Annotated in this window: 21 protein-coding genes and 3 pseudogenes; 10 read left to right on the forward strand and 14 right to left on the reverse strand. The window is 44.1% G+C overall.

Translation table 11 applies throughout. From position 1 onward, the window contains the following. Positions 1–544: 544 nt before the first annotated feature. The 4 genes from BLV33_RS24290 to BLV33_RS24305 form a co-directional block, all read right to left on the reverse strand. Complete coding sequence (locus tag BLV33_RS24290; protein ID WP_171909284.1) at positions 545–724, reverse strand: hypothetical protein; 180 nt, start codon at positions 722–724, stop codon at positions 545–547. A 4-nt stretch (positions 725–728) separates the two neighbouring features. Next, positions 729–1,118 carry a hypothetical protein gene (locus BLV33_RS24295; protein WP_090797835.1) on the reverse strand — a complete coding sequence of 130 codons (390 nt, stop codon included), beginning with the start codon at positions 1,116–1,118 and terminating at the stop codon, positions 729–731. Next, positions 1,096–1,914: a transposase gene (locus BLV33_RS24300; protein WP_090797837.1), complete on the reverse strand. Its 819-nt coding sequence runs from the start codon at positions 1,912–1,914 to the stop codon at positions 1,096–1,098. The genes BLV33_RS24295 and BLV33_RS24300 overlap by 23 nt, the downstream gene beginning before the upstream one ends. 123 nt (positions 1,915–2,037) lie before the next feature. Then, positions 2,038–2,583, reverse strand: coding sequence for a DUF2935 domain-containing protein (locus tag BLV33_RS24305; RefSeq protein WP_090797839.1), 546 nt, complete (start codon positions 2,581–2,583; stop codon positions 2,038–2,040). A gap of 130 nt (positions 2,584–2,713) precedes the next feature. Here BLV33_RS24305 and BLV33_RS24310 point away from each other — a divergent pair. Then, positions 2,714–2,909 (forward strand): annotated as a pseudogene (locus BLV33_RS24310) (IS6 family transposase); the annotation flags it as partial. A 113-nt stretch (positions 2,910–3,022) separates the two neighbouring features. Here the strand turns inward: BLV33_RS24310 and BLV33_RS24315 are convergent. The 5 genes from BLV33_RS24315 to BLV33_RS24330 form a co-directional block, all read right to left on the reverse strand. Next, positions 3,023–3,412, reverse strand: coding sequence for a YmaF family protein (locus tag BLV33_RS24315; protein ID WP_090797841.1), 390 nt, complete (start codon positions 3,410–3,412; stop codon positions 3,023–3,025). Between the two features lie 27 nt (positions 3,413–3,439). After that, complete coding sequence (locus BLV33_RS30910) at positions 3,440–3,667, reverse strand: DUF2642 domain-containing protein (RefSeq protein ID WP_139305844.1); 228 nt, start codon at positions 3,665–3,667, stop codon at positions 3,440–3,442. Positions 3,668–4,216: 549 nt separating this feature from the next. Next, positions 4,217–5,122: an NAD-dependent epimerase/dehydratase family protein gene (locus BLV33_RS24320; RefSeq protein WP_090797843.1), complete on the reverse strand. Its 906-nt coding sequence runs from the start codon at positions 5,120–5,122 to the stop codon at positions 4,217–4,219. Next, complete coding sequence (locus tag BLV33_RS24325) at positions 5,119–5,718, reverse strand: hypothetical protein (protein WP_090797844.1); 600 nt, start codon at positions 5,716–5,718, stop codon at positions 5,119–5,121. Before BLV33_RS24325 ends, BLV33_RS24320 begins: the two co-directional genes overlap by 4 nt. 5 nt (positions 5,719–5,723) lie before the next feature. Next, positions 5,724–6,938 (reverse strand): glycosyltransferase family 4 protein, encoded by a 1,215-nt coding sequence (locus tag BLV33_RS24330; protein ID WP_090797845.1) that lies wholly within the window; start codon positions 6,936–6,938, stop codon positions 5,724–5,726. 227 nt (positions 6,939–7,165) lie between these two features. On the opposite strand from BLV33_RS24330, the gene BLV33_RS24335 reads away from it, so the two are divergent. Together BLV33_RS24335 and BLV33_RS24340 are read left to right on the forward strand one after the other, a co-directional pair. After that, positions 7,166–7,789: a DUF1796 family putative cysteine peptidase gene (locus BLV33_RS24335; protein WP_090797847.1), complete on the forward strand. Its 624-nt coding sequence runs from the start codon at positions 7,166–7,168 to the stop codon at positions 7,787–7,789. Positions 7,790–7,822: 33 nt separating this feature from the next. Beyond that, positions 7,823–8,809: a polysaccharide biosynthesis protein gene (locus tag BLV33_RS24340; protein WP_090797849.1), complete on the forward strand. Its 987-nt coding sequence runs from the start codon at positions 7,823–7,825 to the stop codon at positions 8,807–8,809. A gap of 194 nt (positions 8,810–9,003) precedes the next feature. Here the strand turns inward: BLV33_RS24340 and BLV33_RS24345 are convergent. The 4 genes and pseudogenes from BLV33_RS24345 to BLV33_RS24355 all read right to left on the reverse strand — a co-directional run bounded on the left by BLV33_RS24345 (position 9,004) and on the right by BLV33_RS24355 (position 12,156). Further along, a pseudogene (locus BLV33_RS24345) lies at positions 9,004–9,906 on the reverse strand (IS1595 family transposase). Positions 9,907–10,202: 296 nt separating this feature from the next. Continuing rightward, a pseudogene (locus BLV33_RS24350) lies at positions 10,203–11,258 on the reverse strand (transposase). A gap of 252 nt (positions 11,259–11,510) precedes the next feature. Then, a complete protein-coding gene (locus BLV33_RS29535; protein ID WP_171909285.1) occupies positions 11,511–11,684 on the reverse strand; it encodes a hypothetical protein in 174 nt (57 codons plus the stop codon). A 64-nt stretch (positions 11,685–11,748) separates the two neighbouring features. Next, complete coding sequence (locus BLV33_RS24355) at positions 11,749–12,156, reverse strand: hypothetical protein (protein WP_090797850.1); 408 nt, start codon at positions 12,154–12,156, stop codon at positions 11,749–11,751. Between the two features lie 318 nt (positions 12,157–12,474). On the opposite strand from BLV33_RS24355, the gene BLV33_RS24360 reads away from it, so the two are divergent. From BLV33_RS24360 to BLV33_RS29005, 7 genes are all read left to right on the forward strand, one after another. Beyond that, positions 12,475–13,272: a glycosyltransferase family 2 protein gene (locus tag BLV33_RS24360; protein ID WP_090797852.1), complete on the forward strand. Its 798-nt coding sequence runs from the start codon at positions 12,475–12,477 to the stop codon at positions 13,270–13,272. A 6-nt stretch (positions 13,273–13,278) separates the two neighbouring features. Continuing rightward, positions 13,279–14,106, forward strand: a complete 828-nt coding sequence (locus tag BLV33_RS24365) for a glycosyltransferase family 2 protein (protein WP_090797854.1) — start codon at positions 13,279–13,281, stop codon at positions 14,104–14,106. Then, positions 14,106–14,834 (forward strand): glycosyltransferase family 2 protein, encoded by a 729-nt coding sequence (locus tag BLV33_RS24370; protein ID WP_090797855.1) that lies wholly within the window; start codon positions 14,106–14,108, stop codon positions 14,832–14,834. The genes BLV33_RS24365 and BLV33_RS24370 overlap by 1 nt, the downstream gene beginning before the upstream one ends. A gap of 89 nt (positions 14,835–14,923) precedes the next feature. Continuing rightward, the gene (locus tag BLV33_RS24375; RefSeq protein ID WP_090797857.1) at positions 14,924–15,214 is read left to right on the forward strand and encodes a nucleoside-diphosphate sugar epimerase; all 291 of its coding nucleotides are present in this window, start codon (positions 14,924–14,926) and stop codon (positions 15,212–15,214) included. 12 nt (positions 15,215–15,226) lie between these two features. Beyond that, the gene (locus tag BLV33_RS24380; protein ID WP_253187154.1) at positions 15,227–15,457 is read left to right on the forward strand and encodes an alpha-helical endospore appendage domain-containing protein; all 231 of its coding nucleotides are present in this window, start codon (positions 15,227–15,229) and stop codon (positions 15,455–15,457) included. Further along, entirely contained in the window at positions 15,442–15,564 is a 123-nt protein-coding gene (locus tag BLV33_RS30520) for a hypothetical protein (RefSeq protein ID WP_290439065.1), read from the forward strand. The genes BLV33_RS24380 and BLV33_RS30520 overlap by 16 nt, the downstream gene beginning before the upstream one ends. Next, positions 15,561–15,905 (forward strand): hypothetical protein, encoded by a 345-nt coding sequence (locus BLV33_RS29005; RefSeq protein WP_139305819.1) that lies wholly within the window; start codon positions 15,561–15,563, stop codon positions 15,903–15,905. Before BLV33_RS30520 ends, BLV33_RS29005 begins: the two co-directional genes overlap by 4 nt. Here the strand turns inward: BLV33_RS29005 and BLV33_RS24385 are convergent. After that, a complete protein-coding gene (locus BLV33_RS24385) occupies positions 15,811–16,788 on the reverse strand; it encodes a ketoacyl-ACP synthase III (RefSeq protein WP_090797858.1) in 978 nt (325 codons plus the stop codon). The two genes, BLV33_RS29005 and BLV33_RS24385, sit on opposite strands and share 95 nt — an antisense overlap. Positions 16,789–16,833 lie beyond the last annotated feature (45 nt).

Here is a 16,833-nt window from a genome sequence, read left to right on the forward strand (position 1 = left end):
GTAATGCAACAAAAAGCCCTAAATCCCATTAAAGGAAAGAGGGCTTCGATCATTCTGAGTGTTTGGTTAAGACACTGTTATTTATTATTTTTTCACACATACTTGTTTGGAACAAAATTGCTTCATTCCATCCCAGTTTCCCCAAATACAATTCACACATTTTTTCGGTTGTTTAGCTTTAATTTCTTGCATAACTACCCCTCCGATACGGACTCCCATAACCATCCGTATAAAAATATTCCCATATAGTGGGTATTTATTCACGCCTTAGCATTAATTTATTCTCTTAAAAATTTCTGAAAGGTTTCTTCAACTGAATCTCCATTAGACATATAATGTCTTATAGAGGCTGTTCAAAAAGTATCAATTTAGTTTGAACGCTGAAACATGACTCAGCAATACGAGCTCCAAAATTGGAAAAGGAAGGGTTCTGAGATGTGAGGGGAACATTGGTTGGTGCAGATCACTTTACCGAAAACTTATTTGGACAGACGTATCCCTTGTGTCGTGATTTTCTTTTTTTTCAGTTGGAGTTTCAAGTTTCTTACCCCGCCAGCGGCAACGAGATTTGCTCCACTTGAATCTCTTGCAGCTTTTTGAGGGTCGTCACATGATTTGGAGGCATGATAGTGGCTCGCAGGTGCTGAATCATCCGCTCTATTAATCGAAACGCATCCCGCAAGATAAACCACTTCTCGACGCGTTTTGTGGTACGAACCGGCACTTTTTTATGCTTCATGACGGAAGTCAGTTGATTCGACTCTTGTGCAAACGCTAGTTCCACCTGCTTGCGGAAATTCAGCATGTGCTCTTGCAGCATGCTCCTGCGGAACAGGTCCGTAGAAGAACGGGTTTTCCTTGAAGGAATAACCAAACTGCTTTTCACAAAGGCCTTGAAGCGGACAGGCGGCGCATTGCTCATCGTCTCCGCGAAACCAAGCGGTATATGTGTCTTTATCGAATCCGTCGAACACAAGGGCATGACCTTGCTCGCATTCCGGTTTTCCTTCAGGGGAACAGTGTTCAGGAATGATCGTGTTTTTCTTGATTTCCGTTACGACCGCCACATTATGCTTAAGGAGCGCTTCTTTCTGATCATCGGCATCGAAATAACCCAAATCGGCCACCAGATAATCGACCTTGAGTCCTTCGATTTTCCATCATTTCAATGAGCGGCAGCATCACTTTGACATCTGCCGTATCATTGGGCAGGATGATCGAAAACAAAACGACCGGTCCTTTCGGGCTGGGGCAAACGATGGAATGCTTGCGATAACCGATGAAAAACTTGTTCTGGTTCGCCTTCGTTCGTTGCACGCCGCAGGTGGCGTCGGGATCAGAATACGTCTTCTCGCAAGTGCACTTGCTCTGATCCGGGCAAGAGCAGCGCTTGTGCTTATACCCGTTGACATTGGCCCAAACCGGTCTGGAATCGATGCCCGTAAGCATTGGCAGTAGAAAGTTCTTTAGCTTCAACGCCTGCGCAATGAGGTCAAAAAGAATGGCATAAAACAATTCGGCACTAACCTTGACTCGAAAGTTGCTCAGGCTGCTGTGAACGGGCACCTTTTTGATGTTGGGGACACCGATAAAATTACGCCATGCCTGATTTTTCGGCTCTTTTAATTGCCGCTCCAGTTCACGAAACGAGGAAATCTCCGGACGTGTAAAGTACAGGTAGTGCATCCGAAAGCAGACCCTTGGATCGACAGGAGGACGTCCGCCATTTTTGTATAGCGGAGCGATCTTTTGCAACACAATCGCGTCATCCACATGATCTATGTAGTCAATCAGTTCCGCGTCAAATCCGAGTGTATTATAGTAGTGGTAGGGTAGCAGTTCAAGCTCAAGTCCATGAAAATGCACCTCGCGTTGTTGGTTTAATGGTGAGTCGGGATACCTCCATTTTTCCATTTTTCGCTTCGGTGCATTTTTGTTTTTTATCCGATCCTATAAGCTTTTTGAACAGGCTCTTATAAGAAAGTTGTACCAATAGGCATCAAACGTTTTAAGGCCAAGTGTTCAATAAGAAGCCTTTTAATGGTTTACCACCCGCGGTTTAGCTGGATTGCATTGCTTATTTAATGTTCGCAAATTACCGGTCAGTTCAATGGCCTTCAGAAAAAATTCATTAAAATGTTGTTCAAAAGCGTCGCTCTTTTTAATCAAACGTTTTTCCACGGCATCTAAATCCATCGCAAGGGTCGCCGCGTGACCTGCAGCCATCCGGTAGGAACCACACAGTAGATCATGGTGGAGAGCGTGGTAGCGCGGTACCGGCTTCCCTTTTATGTGCTCATCAAGGATTTTAATGTATTCATCCAGTTCATTGACCATGTGATTGATGAAAGTCGGGGTTAAACCGATTCCGACTTTTCCAAGAAGAATCCTTTCTAACAGGTCTAATTTAAAGGTGCGTAAGCTGAGTGTGCATTGATGAGCTTGCTTATTCAATTCCGTTAATTGCCATGCTTCCATTATGACGAGACTGTTCCGCAGTTGATCAAAAAGATGGATGAATTGACCTGCCGTTTCAATATCCATTTTTTCTTTAGGCGATAAGGCATTGATCCAAGATATCAACCCCTAGTCTTAAATTCCACATTTAATGAAACTATGATGGCGAACAGTAATGTATGATGACTGAACAATCGAAGGCTGTGTTGCAAAAACTTATTGGCTGAACTTAAAACATGGGATGAGGCAAATAAATATGGCAACGGCATCGAATTTCTTCAAATGGAAACATTATGAAGCAGCAATTATTTTGTTAACCGTTAGATGGTATTTGAGGGTATAGCTTAAGTTATTGAAATTTAACGGAAATGATGAAAGAACGAGGATTTAATATGGTTCATACGACGATCATGCGATGGGTTCATCAGATTTGTCCCGAAATAGACAAGCGAAGGGTTTCTCTCTTCAATTTATGCTTTTTTTGTCTAACCCTACTATTGTGAATTTCAAAATGACCCCTGTTTTTTTAACGAGGGATCGTTTTGTTTGAATGGTAATATCCTTTTTAGAATGCTTCATTTCCAGTAGCGCCTCTGTAATGATGAGCATGGGGTCGCATTCCATTAACGGTTGTAACCCCTTCAAAGTAATGGTTATGTCCACCACCTGTAACTTCAATTGCTGGACCAGTTACACCATGGATAGTATTGGTGTGACCATGGTTTACAGACGTTACGGTATGGTACCGATGTACATGTGGTACTCCGGTTGGAGCAGGCTCCGTTACGCTCATATACTCATGAACGTGTCCATCGTCATAAGTAGTCACGCCAGAAAAGTGATGGACATGGTAAACTGGTCTACCGTCCCATGAAATGATATGAAGTTCATGAGTATGTTTATTACCAGAATCCTTCGAATGGAGAACAAATCCTTTTACCGGCACTTTCTTCACTCCGACAGCTCCCTTTCTACGTTTAAATCAGAGTCCAAGCAAAGAGAAGAGCAGGATGATTTCTACTAAACGTATAACGACACGGCGAATAGGCCTGCCTATTCTCATTCGCATTACTAAAAAATCGGTACCTACAAATGATAACCGACCAGTTAGAATACGACCACTCGTTGTCTGAACTTGAACGGACTTACCAACTAACTTAGTTGCTTGATGACGAAATAGGATAACTCTTAGCCCCCAATCATAAAAGATACATTAACTTATGTGATTGTTTTTATTTTGAAAGGGCTATAGCGGATTAGAAAAGGGCAAAAGCTAAATTCTTTTCAAAATAGGTATTTATTAGACGAAAGAGCTCCATAGGCTGGCTACCAACTTCAACTGGCAGCCTTGCTGCATTTAACGGGCAGCAGTTGATTAAGTGTTTCAGGTGGTACCAATTTATGCTATCGCTATTTTGAATAGTAAATCGGTGCTAAATCTCTGTTAATTTGATCTGTAGTTTTTATGTCCACATGAATCCCTCAAAGTTACTGATGCCGCCGAGCGTCAAATTCCATCATTTTCTATGTAAAAAGTTAGATTCACTATTTTATAAAAAAATCTTGTTTGCCGGGTCACTTCAATCGTCAGCCCTCAATTAAGTATATGCGCTAAAGGTTTTCGTGACCGCACCAAGTAAGGGCTGCCGCCGCTTGATCCCGGCTCGCATTTAAACCGCAAAGCTCCCATAAGGTGTATGGATCATTATGTATCGAATATGCAGCTGGATTTATCCATGAACTGCATATCTCTTGATCATTAGATAGTATGATAAGTTTCTATTAATCCGTCTATCATGGTTACATGCGGCTCCCATTTCAAATCGTTGAAGGCCTTACTGTTGTCCAGACAGCTATGACGTATATCTCCTTCTCGAGCCGGCGAGTAATGAGTCTCAATATCCAAACCGTGGATATGCTCTAACATATGGACAATATCCATAATCATAGTAGTTCTGCCTGTACTGACATGATAGGTTTCCTTTGATCCAAATTTAATCGCAGACATATTGGCCTGTACGACATCCTTCACAAAAACGAAATCACGTGTTTGTTTTCCGTCTCCGTGAATGTAAACTGGCAACCCGTTCTTGATGTTTTGTATAAAGACCGCAATGACTCCTCCTTCTCCCTTCGGCTTTTGCCGAGGACCGTATACATTACCATAACGAAGAATCGTAAAAGGAATTCCGCGTAATGCAGAATAAATGCGGATGTAGTTCTCTGCTGTCCATTTGGACAAGCCGTAATAGGAAATCGGCACTGCTGGATCCACCTCAGTGATCAGATCCATTTGTAAGTTTCCGTAAACGGCGGAGGTGGATGAAAAGACAAACTTACTAACGGAAGCCTGATGACAAGCATCGATCAAATTCAATGTACCCACAATGTTGACTTCTGCATCGTGGCTGGGGTCGTTTATGGATCGTTGTACATCGGCTTGGGCGGCTAGATGGAATACGACGTCCGGTTTCTCCCTCAAGATAATCTCTTTGCTTTCTTGACTCTGAATATCTTCCTTATGAAATACTGCTTGCGGATGTACAAAGGTTACATCTCCGGATTGCAGGTTATCAATCACGTGAACCTCATATCCGCTCGCCACCAGCTTTTCTACGAGATGAGAACCAATGAAGCCTGCGCCCCCGGTTACTAAAGCTTTCATTTTCCCACTCCCTGTTTATTCTGGTTCAGAATGTCGACGGTTGTGAAATCAGGCAATCGAAAATCCGCGGGCAAAGCAGTGGAGATTTGTCTCCATACTTTACCATCCACCACAATTCCAGGTAAGGATGGTGACGAGGTGAACAGAAAGTTGTAAAAATCCCCCCTCATCGGTTCCAGGATCCGGATCGATGAGGGGTCCGGAATCACATATTGCTCAGGAAGCGCGTTCTTTAAGCTCTTCCAAATTGAGCTATCTACGTAAACACCGTACATCGGTTTATGATTGGAGAATAGCTCGCCGTAATAATCGCCAGACATTTCCAGCAAAACCTGTAGTGTATCACGATCGGGAATAGCATAGCCCTCCGGCATTCTTTCTGCAGTCCGATTCCAAACTCTGCTGTCAGCCAATACCAGGATTGGTATAGGTGAAAGAAACAGAAAGTTAAATAGATTTCCGTCAACATCATATGATTGCTGTTTCTTAAAATATAAATCGATAAGCCGACGCAATTGATCCCAAAGGGGCATCGAATAAATGATCCAATATCGGTTGCGTATCGAGCGTCGAATTAAAGCAGTAAACCGTTTCATTCTCATTACCTCATCTTTCTTTTCTCGATCGCGGCTTCATATTGCTTAATCAGTTGTTCGGTCATCGAATCCATCGACCAATGTTTGATACCCCATTGTTGGGCGTTTGCACCTAGCTTTTTCCGATAAGTGTCATCCCGAAGTAGCTTTTCCAGGTTATAAGCTAAGGCGTTTATATCCCCTACGGGGGTGAGAAGACCTGTCACTTTATGTTCAACCATCTCAGGCAGCCCGCCCGAGTCGCTTACGATCGAAGCTTTCCCTGCGATTTGCGATTCGATTAACGAAACGGACTGGTTCTCGACGAGGCTTGGCAATACAAAAATATCAGACAATTGTAAAAGCGCGGGAATATCATCACGCTTACCCAAGAATAAAACCTCTTTCTGCAGACCTAGTTCATTTCGTTGGTTCAAAAGATCTTCTTCTTTATTACCGTCCCCGACAATCCAGCAAACCCAGTCTTGACGTTTTGCCTTTAATTTAACGAGAGCGGATAAAAGATAATGAACCCCCTTGAGTTCGACCAGACGCCCCGTAAAGATGATAACCTTCTTTCCCGAAGGACGCTCCATATCGGTTTTTTCCTTCATTCGTTTTACAAAACTTTCCACATCGAAACCATAAGGAAACATCTTTAATTGCTCGTTGGGCACTTTAAATTCTTCTGTCAAAATGCGTCTTAACCATTGGTTGGCAATATGGGTCACTTCTGCGGAAGTGGCTCCCTTATATTCAATCGCATCGTAATAGGCGTGAGCTATAAAGTCCGTTGGATGGTTGAGATGTCTAATTTCATGAGCGATGCAGCCATGCAAAGTTGCGACCATGGCCGTGTGTGGATGACGAACCCGAGCAAGGGCTGTCGTGGATATGACATCCTGTGTATGGATCACATCATAGCCATCAATGTTAAAATAAGCAGCTGCCAATTCAAACATATACCTCTGAAATTCGGCGTAGTTAACAAGCGGATTCGCGTGTAGAACCGGATAAGTTGATACATTCAGCTTTGCTTTGAGTAGCGGAAGCAACTTGTCCTTTTGTATTCTCCGGTTTTGATTCACCATGTAAATAAAAGAGTTGCCTTCGTCATCTCCGTTACCTAGAAGATCCACTTCATGCCCCATGGCCTCCAGCTTATTTCTAAGCTGCACCATAAAAGGCCATACCCCTCCAACATGTGGCACTGGCCAATAGGTTGCTAGCAAGATTTTCAAATTTCATACCTACCTTTCCTATTTCTTTTTTTCTGGTACAGTCTCTAGTTTATTAGAAAAATACAAAATAAGTTCGGGCAAATGGGATTAAAAATACGAAAATATAAATATTTGGTACTTATAACCATATTTAATAAAATTGCTATTTTGTCCACACAAATCATATAAAAATGGAATCAAATAGAGATGTAAGTTAGTAAGTCAATAAAAAAAGGAGGTGATAGGCTATGAAGTCTAGTGAACTAAAGGGAAATTATGACGGTATTTTTAGCTTGGGAGATCTTTGTCTGGCTTCTATTGAGCTTCAAAAAAACAATCTGCGGCCATATTCCGGCGTGTTGGATTGGATGGGCTCTATCCAATTGTCGGATGTTAACAAGCTGCTGATGAATCGATTTGCAGGCTTTATGGAGCTGGAGAATTTAAGAGTGGTGGGAGAAGCTAACGAGGAGATGCTGCTAGTTTCAGATGACGCCTATGGCATTTTATCAAACCACGATTTTTCCAAAGCGCAAAACACGCACACCCACTTGGCCGCGTATCCGGAAGTAAAAGAAAAGTTCAACCGGCGTGTTGAGCGATTTTTGCAGAAGGTGGACAACAGTGAACGTATTCTTTTTGTCAGAACGGAAGGGAGCATCCAGGATGCTTACGATCTGCAGATGGTATTAACAGGGCTCGTCCGCAATGATTTCAGGGTATTGTTGATCAATCATGCGCCTGTCAAAGGAATAATAGAATTAGACTGGCCTCTTGATAAAGTATGTGCAGTCCAATTGCCTGACGGAGATAAATGGGAAGGTAACCACGGGATTTGGAAGAGTTTGTTAAACGGAATCTACCATATTTAAAAATAAAACAGGCTGGGGGACGGTGAGTTTCGATTGTTTACACAATCAAATATTTTAGTGACAGGAGGAACCGGCTCTCTGGGTTATGAGCTTATTCGCCAACTTCTTAATAACAACCCAAACAAAATCGTCATATATACAAGAAATGAGTCCGCGCAGGTTGCAATGAAACACATTTTTAATGATCCGAGATTGACCTTTTGCATCGGTGACATTCGTGACTTAGAGGCTCTGGTCAAAGCTTGCGCAGGTATCGATTACATCTTCCATCTGGCTGCATTAAAGCATGTGCCCATCTGTGAGGAACAGCCTTTAGAAGCCTTGAAAACTAACGTGATAGGTACACAAAACGTTATTCACGCAGCTGTGGAAAAGAGGGTCAAAAAAGTCATCAATATGTCCACCGACAAAGCGGCAGATCCAAGTAACTTTTATGGGTTGTCGAAAGCAATCGGTGAAAAGCTGATGATTCTTTCCAGTCATGTAAATAACAGCACGAAATTTATTTGCGTTAGAGGCGGCAATATTTTGGGAACTAGCGGAAGTGTCCTTAACTTATTTATGAAGCAAGCCCAGGAAAGCGATGAGATTGGTATAACCGATTTAAGGATGACTCGGTTCTTCATGACACAACAGGAGGTTTCCGAGCTTCTCATAAAAGCCGCTCTCGAAGGAAAAGGCGGTGAGGTTTTTGTCATGGCCATGCCCGCATGCAGAATACTGGATCTGGCTGAGGTCCTGATTGAAGAGTCTGCTAGAAACGATATTCGAATTGTGGAACGGGGGATAAGACCAGGGGAGAAATTTCATGAGATCCTCATTTCCGAATATGAAAGTCATCATGCAGTACATTATGACAAGCATTACATCATTATTCTTCCTACGATTGAGAATGCTGAATTAATGGAGTTTTATTCCTCTTTTCCTGGTGTGGCAACGCAGACCTATTCCTCCAACGACTTTCTTATGACCAAAGACGAAGTGAAGCAAATGCTGCATAAGGGTGGATTTCTAGCATGATAAAAGGAGGACACTTTATGGAGTATATAATCCAACTGAAATGGATATTTATGGATGAGCTTGCTGGACAGCCGCTCCTTTTTCTTTTATAGATGTAACGGGCAGCATTCCTGTAATGAAAAAAAATTGGAGTTTGAACATAAAAAAGACCACTTGGTATTATATAATTTGAATATCAAGTTAGCTCCGCATCGTCATATGGTAAGTTCCTGGTAAGTAATGGTATCAGTAGAAATACAAGCGGATAAAAGCCGATTGAACAGTTATCCTTCAAACTGTCTGCGGTTGGTACGGAAGCAAAATTCATTCAAGTAGGCTTGCAGATGCTTAGGTGCCAAGCCATGAAACGTACCGCCAATAAAAGCTTTGGCGTTTGAGATCATCGTATGAAGCCACTTCAAATGATCCGGGTTTTCTTTGACGTTGAATTTGAGCGGCTGATGGTTGTATTCTTTCGCAAGCGCGTTGTAAGAATGGTAAGCGTCGCTGCTGATCGTTGCGCCGGGTTCGATATAATGCTGTGCAAAATCGATCAGCGTTTTCCCTTTTACATCCGGAATCACTTGCATTTTGACGTATTGCGGTGCTCCCTGTTTGTTGAGTGAAACACCTACGAGCACGGGCGTTTGTTTGGTGCCACGACCGCGTTTGCCGCCTTCTGTTGGTGCGCCAAAGAAGGCATCATCGAGTTCAACCAAGCCGGCCAGTCGATAGTTGGCATCGCGATCACCCATAGCTTTTCTGACTTTCTGAAGGAGCAACCAGGCTGTCGGATAGGTCAATTCAAGTTCTCGAGCGATATAGGTTGCAGAGATGCCGCGTTTATCATGGGCGATTAAAAAGATCACCCAAAACCATGTCAACAAAGGCGTGTGCGTTTTATGCATGATGGTACCGGCCGTCACGGAAGTTTGATGCTTACAAGTCACACACTGGTAAAGCTTTCGCGTCTCTAGGAAATAGAACGATTGGCTTTGGCATTTCGGACAGCAAAACCCTTCGGGCCAACGAATCTGGAACAGATGATCGTGACATGCTTGTTCCGTATTGAACTTCTCTTGAAACCTCTTAAGCGTCATCGTTTCTTGTTGAGCCACGCCAATCACTACCGAACATTCGTTTGTATTTATTATATCAAACAAATGTTCGTATTTAAAGACCTTACTGAAACAACTTGATATTCAAATTATATAAATGTCCTGAAGCTGACCAGCAAAAAGGACATACAAAAAAGAAGGCACCTTAGAAGAAATAATCGTGCTGTTGCCCGATAAAAAAACGCTGCAGCCTTAGCGAGGGCGCTGAAAAAGGCCTTGATTTTCTACAAATGTAGAGGATCGAGGCCTTTTCTCATCAAAAAAAACCAGAACACCAAAATAAGAGGGTTCTCCCCTTACGTTGTGGGCTCCAATAAACGAATCATTCGTTTCACATTTACCACAAATGCCGTTAGATACGTCTGAATCTGCATGCCAAATAGACCCACGTATCGGGCTTTATTCATTCCATGAGCCTGTTTCATCTCTGCATTTTTAGATTCGATTTGGCCGCGTTATTTTTCTACGCGCCACAAAGGCTTCTGACTTTTGGTAAATACCTCTTTTACCTCAATACCGTTCTCTTGCGTGGTTTTTACTAACGTCTGTAGATAATTGCCATCTGCCTTTTCGCCGCTCGTTACTTCTATCGCGGTAATGATTCGCTCCTCCGTCATGGCCAGGTGAGACTTGTACCGAAAAAACTCACGTCCTCCGATTTCCAGCCAAGCAGGGCATCCGGGTCCACGGCGGATTGGATGTCTTTGTAGGCGAGCAGACGTTCATCTTCGACGATCTGTTTGACTTTCTTTAGTTCCTTCTGAATCTGTTGGTTGGAAGGGCTCGCCTGCTTCTCGATGACTTCCCCTAGATCTGCCAAATAACGCAGTTGCTTTTTAGTGGCCTCGACTTCATCCTTTTCCGGTTCAGGTTTCGTTGGAAACGACGAGGCCATGTCGCTGCGTTCATGATACACCGCCTTACGCACTTTTTTCCGGCTTTGATGAGGACTTCGAGCGGAGAATCTTTCTTGGATCCGGCATGACTGTGGGTGGCGTCCATGATGATGGCATTCGATTTGATGATCCCTTTGTCAATCGGCTGCTGAACCACATTCTTTAACATGGCTTCCAACGTATTGGCGCCGATCCGGTGCTTGCGAAACTTAGAAAGTAGGCTGGGATCCGGCAGCTCATCTTCCGGGTTCAACGACAAAAACCATTTGTATGCCAAATTCACCTGAGCGTCCTCGATGATGTGGATGTCCGATAAATTGTATAACCGTTGTAGAAAAAGCAAACAAAAGAGTAGTTCCTGCTCTTTAGCCGGTCGGCCATAACATTCACAGTAGCTATTTTTAAGAAGTTCGCCAATGAAAAAAAATCGACATGCTCATTGACTTTTTTGAGGATATGAGTGGCTAAATTAAATCGTACAATGGGCTGTAGAACGAAAGTTCCATTTGTTTGAGACCGAGCATGGGCAACCACCTTCCGAACGTGGGTATACCATTATTATTCTACATTAACGCGGTAATTCATTAAATAATAGTGCAAAAAGAAACTGCTGCCGAAATAAACGGTTTGTGTGGCGATTTTCAGCGCCCTCGCCTTAGCCAGCGTTTTTTTGTTTCCGTGCTTTTTCATCAGAGAACAAAAGACTGATTAACTGTTCTTGTTTTTAATACTCTCCAGCACTTTTTCCATATAAGGATGTTTGCTATTTAATAATGCAGCTCGACGCTCTTGCACGGCAACACTATCTTTAGCTTCTATCATTCTGATCAGCGGGTTATTGGGATATTTGCTTTTCAGTAAAGCGAGTCTATCTACTGCCATTGTTATCACTCCTTTCTTGTAAAAGAAGCGTACAGCTTTCATTTCTGTACGCCCTATGAATACTTTAGTCCAATTCAATAGTTTTGAACTCGCTGTGAAGTACTGTGAATCCTTCTAAGTTATTAAAAAAGAAATCGGTACCGAAGGCATTCGTTATGAAATCTTCCGTCGTGTTGTGATAGGTGATGCGTACTTCATACAAAAACGCAGGAGTAACGTCGGCAAAAAATATAGCTGCGGTGGATTCTTCGATTTCGATTGGACCATTGTCACCAGGAGTTCCGTTCGGACCATTGAATGAAGCAACAGGTAATTGTACTGGGAAAGGGTTAGTCCAGTCGATAACTTCTACTGTGACGATCCGATCATCGTCCGGATCAGCATTTTCAGCTGTAATTATTGCATTTACAGCGAAATTCGTACCTATATTATTCAATATACCGCTAGAAACAGTTCTTTTCTTAGATGACATATTCTCTCACTCCCCTCATAAAAATAGTAGGTGTGATTGCCTTTGATATAAAGTAACCTCATCACCTCTAATATAAAATATTAAGAGATGAGAGTTTTTACTATGCATTTGTCTTATTAAAAAAGTCTATTAATTATGGGTCAATGTTTTGATAGGAGACACGACAAGTGCCGGGGGGGGGAATTTGTATAAGACATTCGCCTTTATGTATAAATGCCTGTTTTCTCATTCGCCCGACTTCAGCCCTGTTCCAGCTCCCGGAAAATCATACAATAGAGTAGAGGCGTATAGGATGCCAAAGACAGGAGCTGAGAACCGTTGAACAAACAGAGAGTTCCCGGTAAGCAGAAGCATGTGCGGCGTGTGCCTTCTGGACGTTATTCCGGCACCCCCAAGGTTTCCGTTATCATTCCTGTGTTTAACGAAGTAAAGACACTGTCACGTGTGATTCGGCAAGCTTTCCTGGTTCATCGCAAAACTGAAGTCATTGTTGTGGCTAACGGCACCACCGACGGCTCTCAGCAGACAGCAGAGCGGTTAGGTGCTCGTGTTATCTCCATTGACGAACCTCTTGGTCATGATGTGGGAAGAAGTATAGGCGCAAATGCCGCCAAAGGTGACATTCTCCTGTTTCTTGACGGAGATTTCATTATTCCGGCCAGTGAACTTCGCCCACTGATCAAGGCAGTGGGATCAGGTGTGGATGTCGCTTTAAACAGCTACTCGGGAAAAGCTTCCGCCTCCAAGGTGCATAAGGTCACTCTCTCCAAATATGCACTGAATACGATTCTGGCCCACCGCCATTTGCATGGAGCCTCCATGACTACTGTGCCGCATACGATCAGCCGGAAGGCGCTTCAAGCGATTGGAGCCGAGAATTTGGCTGTCCCTCCGTTAGCTCAAACGATTGCAGCCCAAAAAGGGCTCAAGATTAAAGCTGTACATTTCATTCATGTGGGTATGCGAAATCCGATTCGAAGAATCTCCAAAGGAGCAGATCCATTAGGGGACGTGATCGTGGGGGATCACCTGGAAGCCATTCATTGGCTCATCCAGAACACTGGAGAGCGTGGAAATATGCCCGACTTGATAAGAAAAAGACAAACAGCGAGGTGACTTAGTATGAAGCGACGGATGCTCAAATTACACAGAACACTTCCGCGTAAATCAGTGTCTGAAGGCCATTGGCGTTCACTCGTAATTCCGACTTCCCGCTCTGTTGCAGCCATAGTCAGCGTTATGAACGAAGAAGCGTCCATTGATCGAGTGCTCAAGCAGCTTCGCAGGATTCCCTTTAACGAGATTATTGTTGTGATCAATGGTTCGCATGATAAAACCCTGCAGAAGGTGCGTGAACACTCCTCCGCTGTGATTGTTCATTATCCGAAGCCGCTGGGCCATGATGTGGGGAGAGCGATCGGGGCGAAGCTGTCCAGATCGGACATTCTGCTTTTTTTGGATGGTGATTTCCCCGTTCGTGCAGAAAAGCTGCTTCCTTTTATTAAAGCGATTCATGAGGGAAAGGATATAGCACTCAACAATCTAACACCATTCGTTCCCAATACACGCTTTGATTCCGTAACGGTAATGAAACGTTTTCTCAATCTCACCATGAAAAAGCCTGAGCTGAGATCGAACTCCTTAACGGCTGTCCCCCATGCATTATCCCGAGCCGCACTGGATCGAATTGGATGCTCAGAGCTTATGGTGCCGCCAAAAGCACAGGTGCGAGCCATTCAGGAAGGACTGAAGTTCAGTGCGCCGACAAGTATCAATGTCATTTCGAAAAATAGGCGAAGACGCCACAACCAGGGATCCAACAGCCGGGTTGCCAAGCTGATCATAGGGGATCATATCGAAGCTTTAAGATTGGCTATGGAGCAGAAGGGAGAACGGCTTGGTTTTCACGATACATTCCGTAAAAGAGAATATGTGAGGTGGCGAAGCTAGTGCAGCTAACCAGCATCATTATCCCCAATTATAATGGCCTTTCTCTGCTTAAAGAGTGCATTTCGTCGATTAAAAAGCATACCGAGGTTCCCTACGAAATAATTGTAGTGGACAATGGTTCCACAGATGGATCCATTGAATACTGCTGCCGCCATGAAATAAAATTTATATCACTGCCGACCAACAGAGGCTTTCCCTGGGCATGTAACCTTGGGCTCAGTATTGCAAGTGGAGAAGCTTTAATGCTTCTGAATAACGATACCATCGTGGGCTGGAATTGGCTGCCCAACCTTCTTCGCTGTTTGTATAGCAGTGATGAAATAGGGATTGTAGGCCCTGTGACCAACTATGCAAGCGGAAAGCAGCAGATTCAGGAGCCTTTTACCAATGTTGCGGACATGTCTGCAGCCATGAATGTCCCGAGTCCGGAGAAATGGCAGGATACCTTGCGGCTGGTAGGGATTTGCCTGCTGTTCAGGCGTGAGCTGATGGACAAAGTTGGCATGCTGGATGAACGTTTTAGTCCAGGCCACTTCGAGGATGACGATTACTGCTATCGGGCAAGACTTGCCGGCTATAGGCTGTGCATAGCAGGAGATTCGTTTATTTTCCATCATGGCAGTGCTAGCTTTCACAAGGAGAATAAAGATTCCCTCCAGGAGTTGATTCAGGTCAATCACGGGAAATTTATGGATAAATGGGGCGTTGATCCACATACCTACATTTAGCGCTGCAGCATCCATCCAAACTCGGCACATTTGGTTATGGGATCGCATAAAATAATAAAGAGAAAAAGCTGGGCGGAAGGGGAATTAGGTTGGAACAAAAGATAACTAACATTATTACGTATATAGCAGCCTCGCACAGAGAAATGTCAAAAATTCTTCAAACGAAGGGCAGCATAGCGGGGCAAATGTCGTCCATCATCACGGAAATTCCGGATCTGCACCCTGAATTCGACGGAGTGGAAGGAATTCAGGAGCACTCTTCGCAAATTATCAAGAGCGTAGTCGCCTATTTAAATAGCCTGGCCGAACTGGAGGAAGCTATTGCGCAGCAAACAGAAATTGTAATGAAAGAAATGAACGGCCCGGATGCCGAAGAATAGAGGGATCATGGATTGGATAGATCAAGCATTTACATGAATATGTTGGAATCCACAGCAAGCCTTCAGCTGAATATCGCTTTATTGCTTGAAGCTAAAGCTGCGGAAGCTGAGAAAACCCGTAACTGGATTTGTAATCATTTGAGCTCGGCTTCGTTGCTTGGGCATGGGTATCAAATGAAGCAGACCGGTGATTTTCATGATCAAATCATTGAAGTTATCGATGCAAGATGGAACATGCGCTGAATCGCAATATGCAGGCGCTTCTCAGACAAGGCGACAGCGGCGGTGAGGATGGAGGTTCGAGCGGCGGGCTAGGAGATATGTTTTCATTCGGCGGGAATGAAAAATGATCGATCTTCCTCAAGACAGAGCAAGGTTGGAGCTGCATATCCTGGCTTCTCTCGCGAGAAGCCAAAGGGCATTGGCACGAATGATCGAAGCTGTTGCAGATCAAGTAGCAGACTCGAAGCAGGCTGCCGGGAAAATGATCGAGAATCTGGAGATGATCAGCGCTTATCAGCGCATTCTCGTTGTGAGAATCACGTCCGCGAACGTTAAAGAAAGGCAGACCCGCTCCGCCATGGCTGGCTGGAAACTTATCCCCACTTCATCAGCAGCCCGGCATGCACCAATCCCCCGCCGAAGCCATAAAGTAGAAGGGTATCGCCAGGCCCAACCTTACCTTCCCTAATGCCGAGATCCAGTGCGAGCGGAATGGATGCAGCTGAAGTATTGCCGTAATAAACAAGGCTGTACAATGCCTTCTCAAATGGAATGCCGCTCCGTTCACAGATGGATTCAATGATTCTCAGATTGGCGCTGTGAGGGATAAACCAATCTACATCCTCTGTGGTTAAACCACTTTTTTGCAGGATTTGTTCGATGCCATGAGGTACAGTGGTAACTGCGAATTTATAGACTTCGCGTCCATTTTGTACAAGCTTGCCATCACCTGCAAGCTTTTCTCCGTTCAGTTCGTCAGACAGACCGGTTCGGTATACATGCTTGCCGCCTGAGCCATCCGAGCCCAGATGGTGGGCAAGGAAAGCGGGATGGCCATCGTCCTTTTCCACCAGCACAGCGCCAGCGCCGTCTCCAAACAGGATACAGGTGGAACGGTCGGTATAGTCGGTTATCTTGGACAAGGTATCAGCGCCAACTACAACAATTTTTTTGTGCATACCGGAGCTGATAAGCCCGTTAGCCATATGCAGCGCATAGGTAAAGCCGGCACAAGTGGCATTCAGATCAAGCGCGCCGGCGGCGGGAATGCCAAAATGCGCTCCAACGAGGCAAGCAGTAGACGGGAAAGGGAGATCCGGAGTGTGCGTAGCTACCAAGATAAGATCCGTGTCTTCCAATACTGCGTCATATCTAGTGATCAGATCCTGCACCGCTTTTATACACAGATGACTGGTAAACTCACTATCTTCAGCAATACGTCTCTCTTTGATTCCAGTTCTTTGTACGATCCATTCATCAGTAGTCTCAACCATTTTTTCAAAATCTAAATTGGTCAGCACCCGGGCAGGAACATAAGTGCCAATCGCTGTGATACGAGCAGTTGAATTCATCTGAGTCACCTCTTTGTATGATCTAGTATTAGTACCTGATACTAA

Source organism: Paenibacillus sp. GP183 (genome assembly GCF_900104695.1).
GTDB lineage: Bacteria > Bacillota > Bacilli > Paenibacillales > NBRC-103111 > Paenibacillus_AI.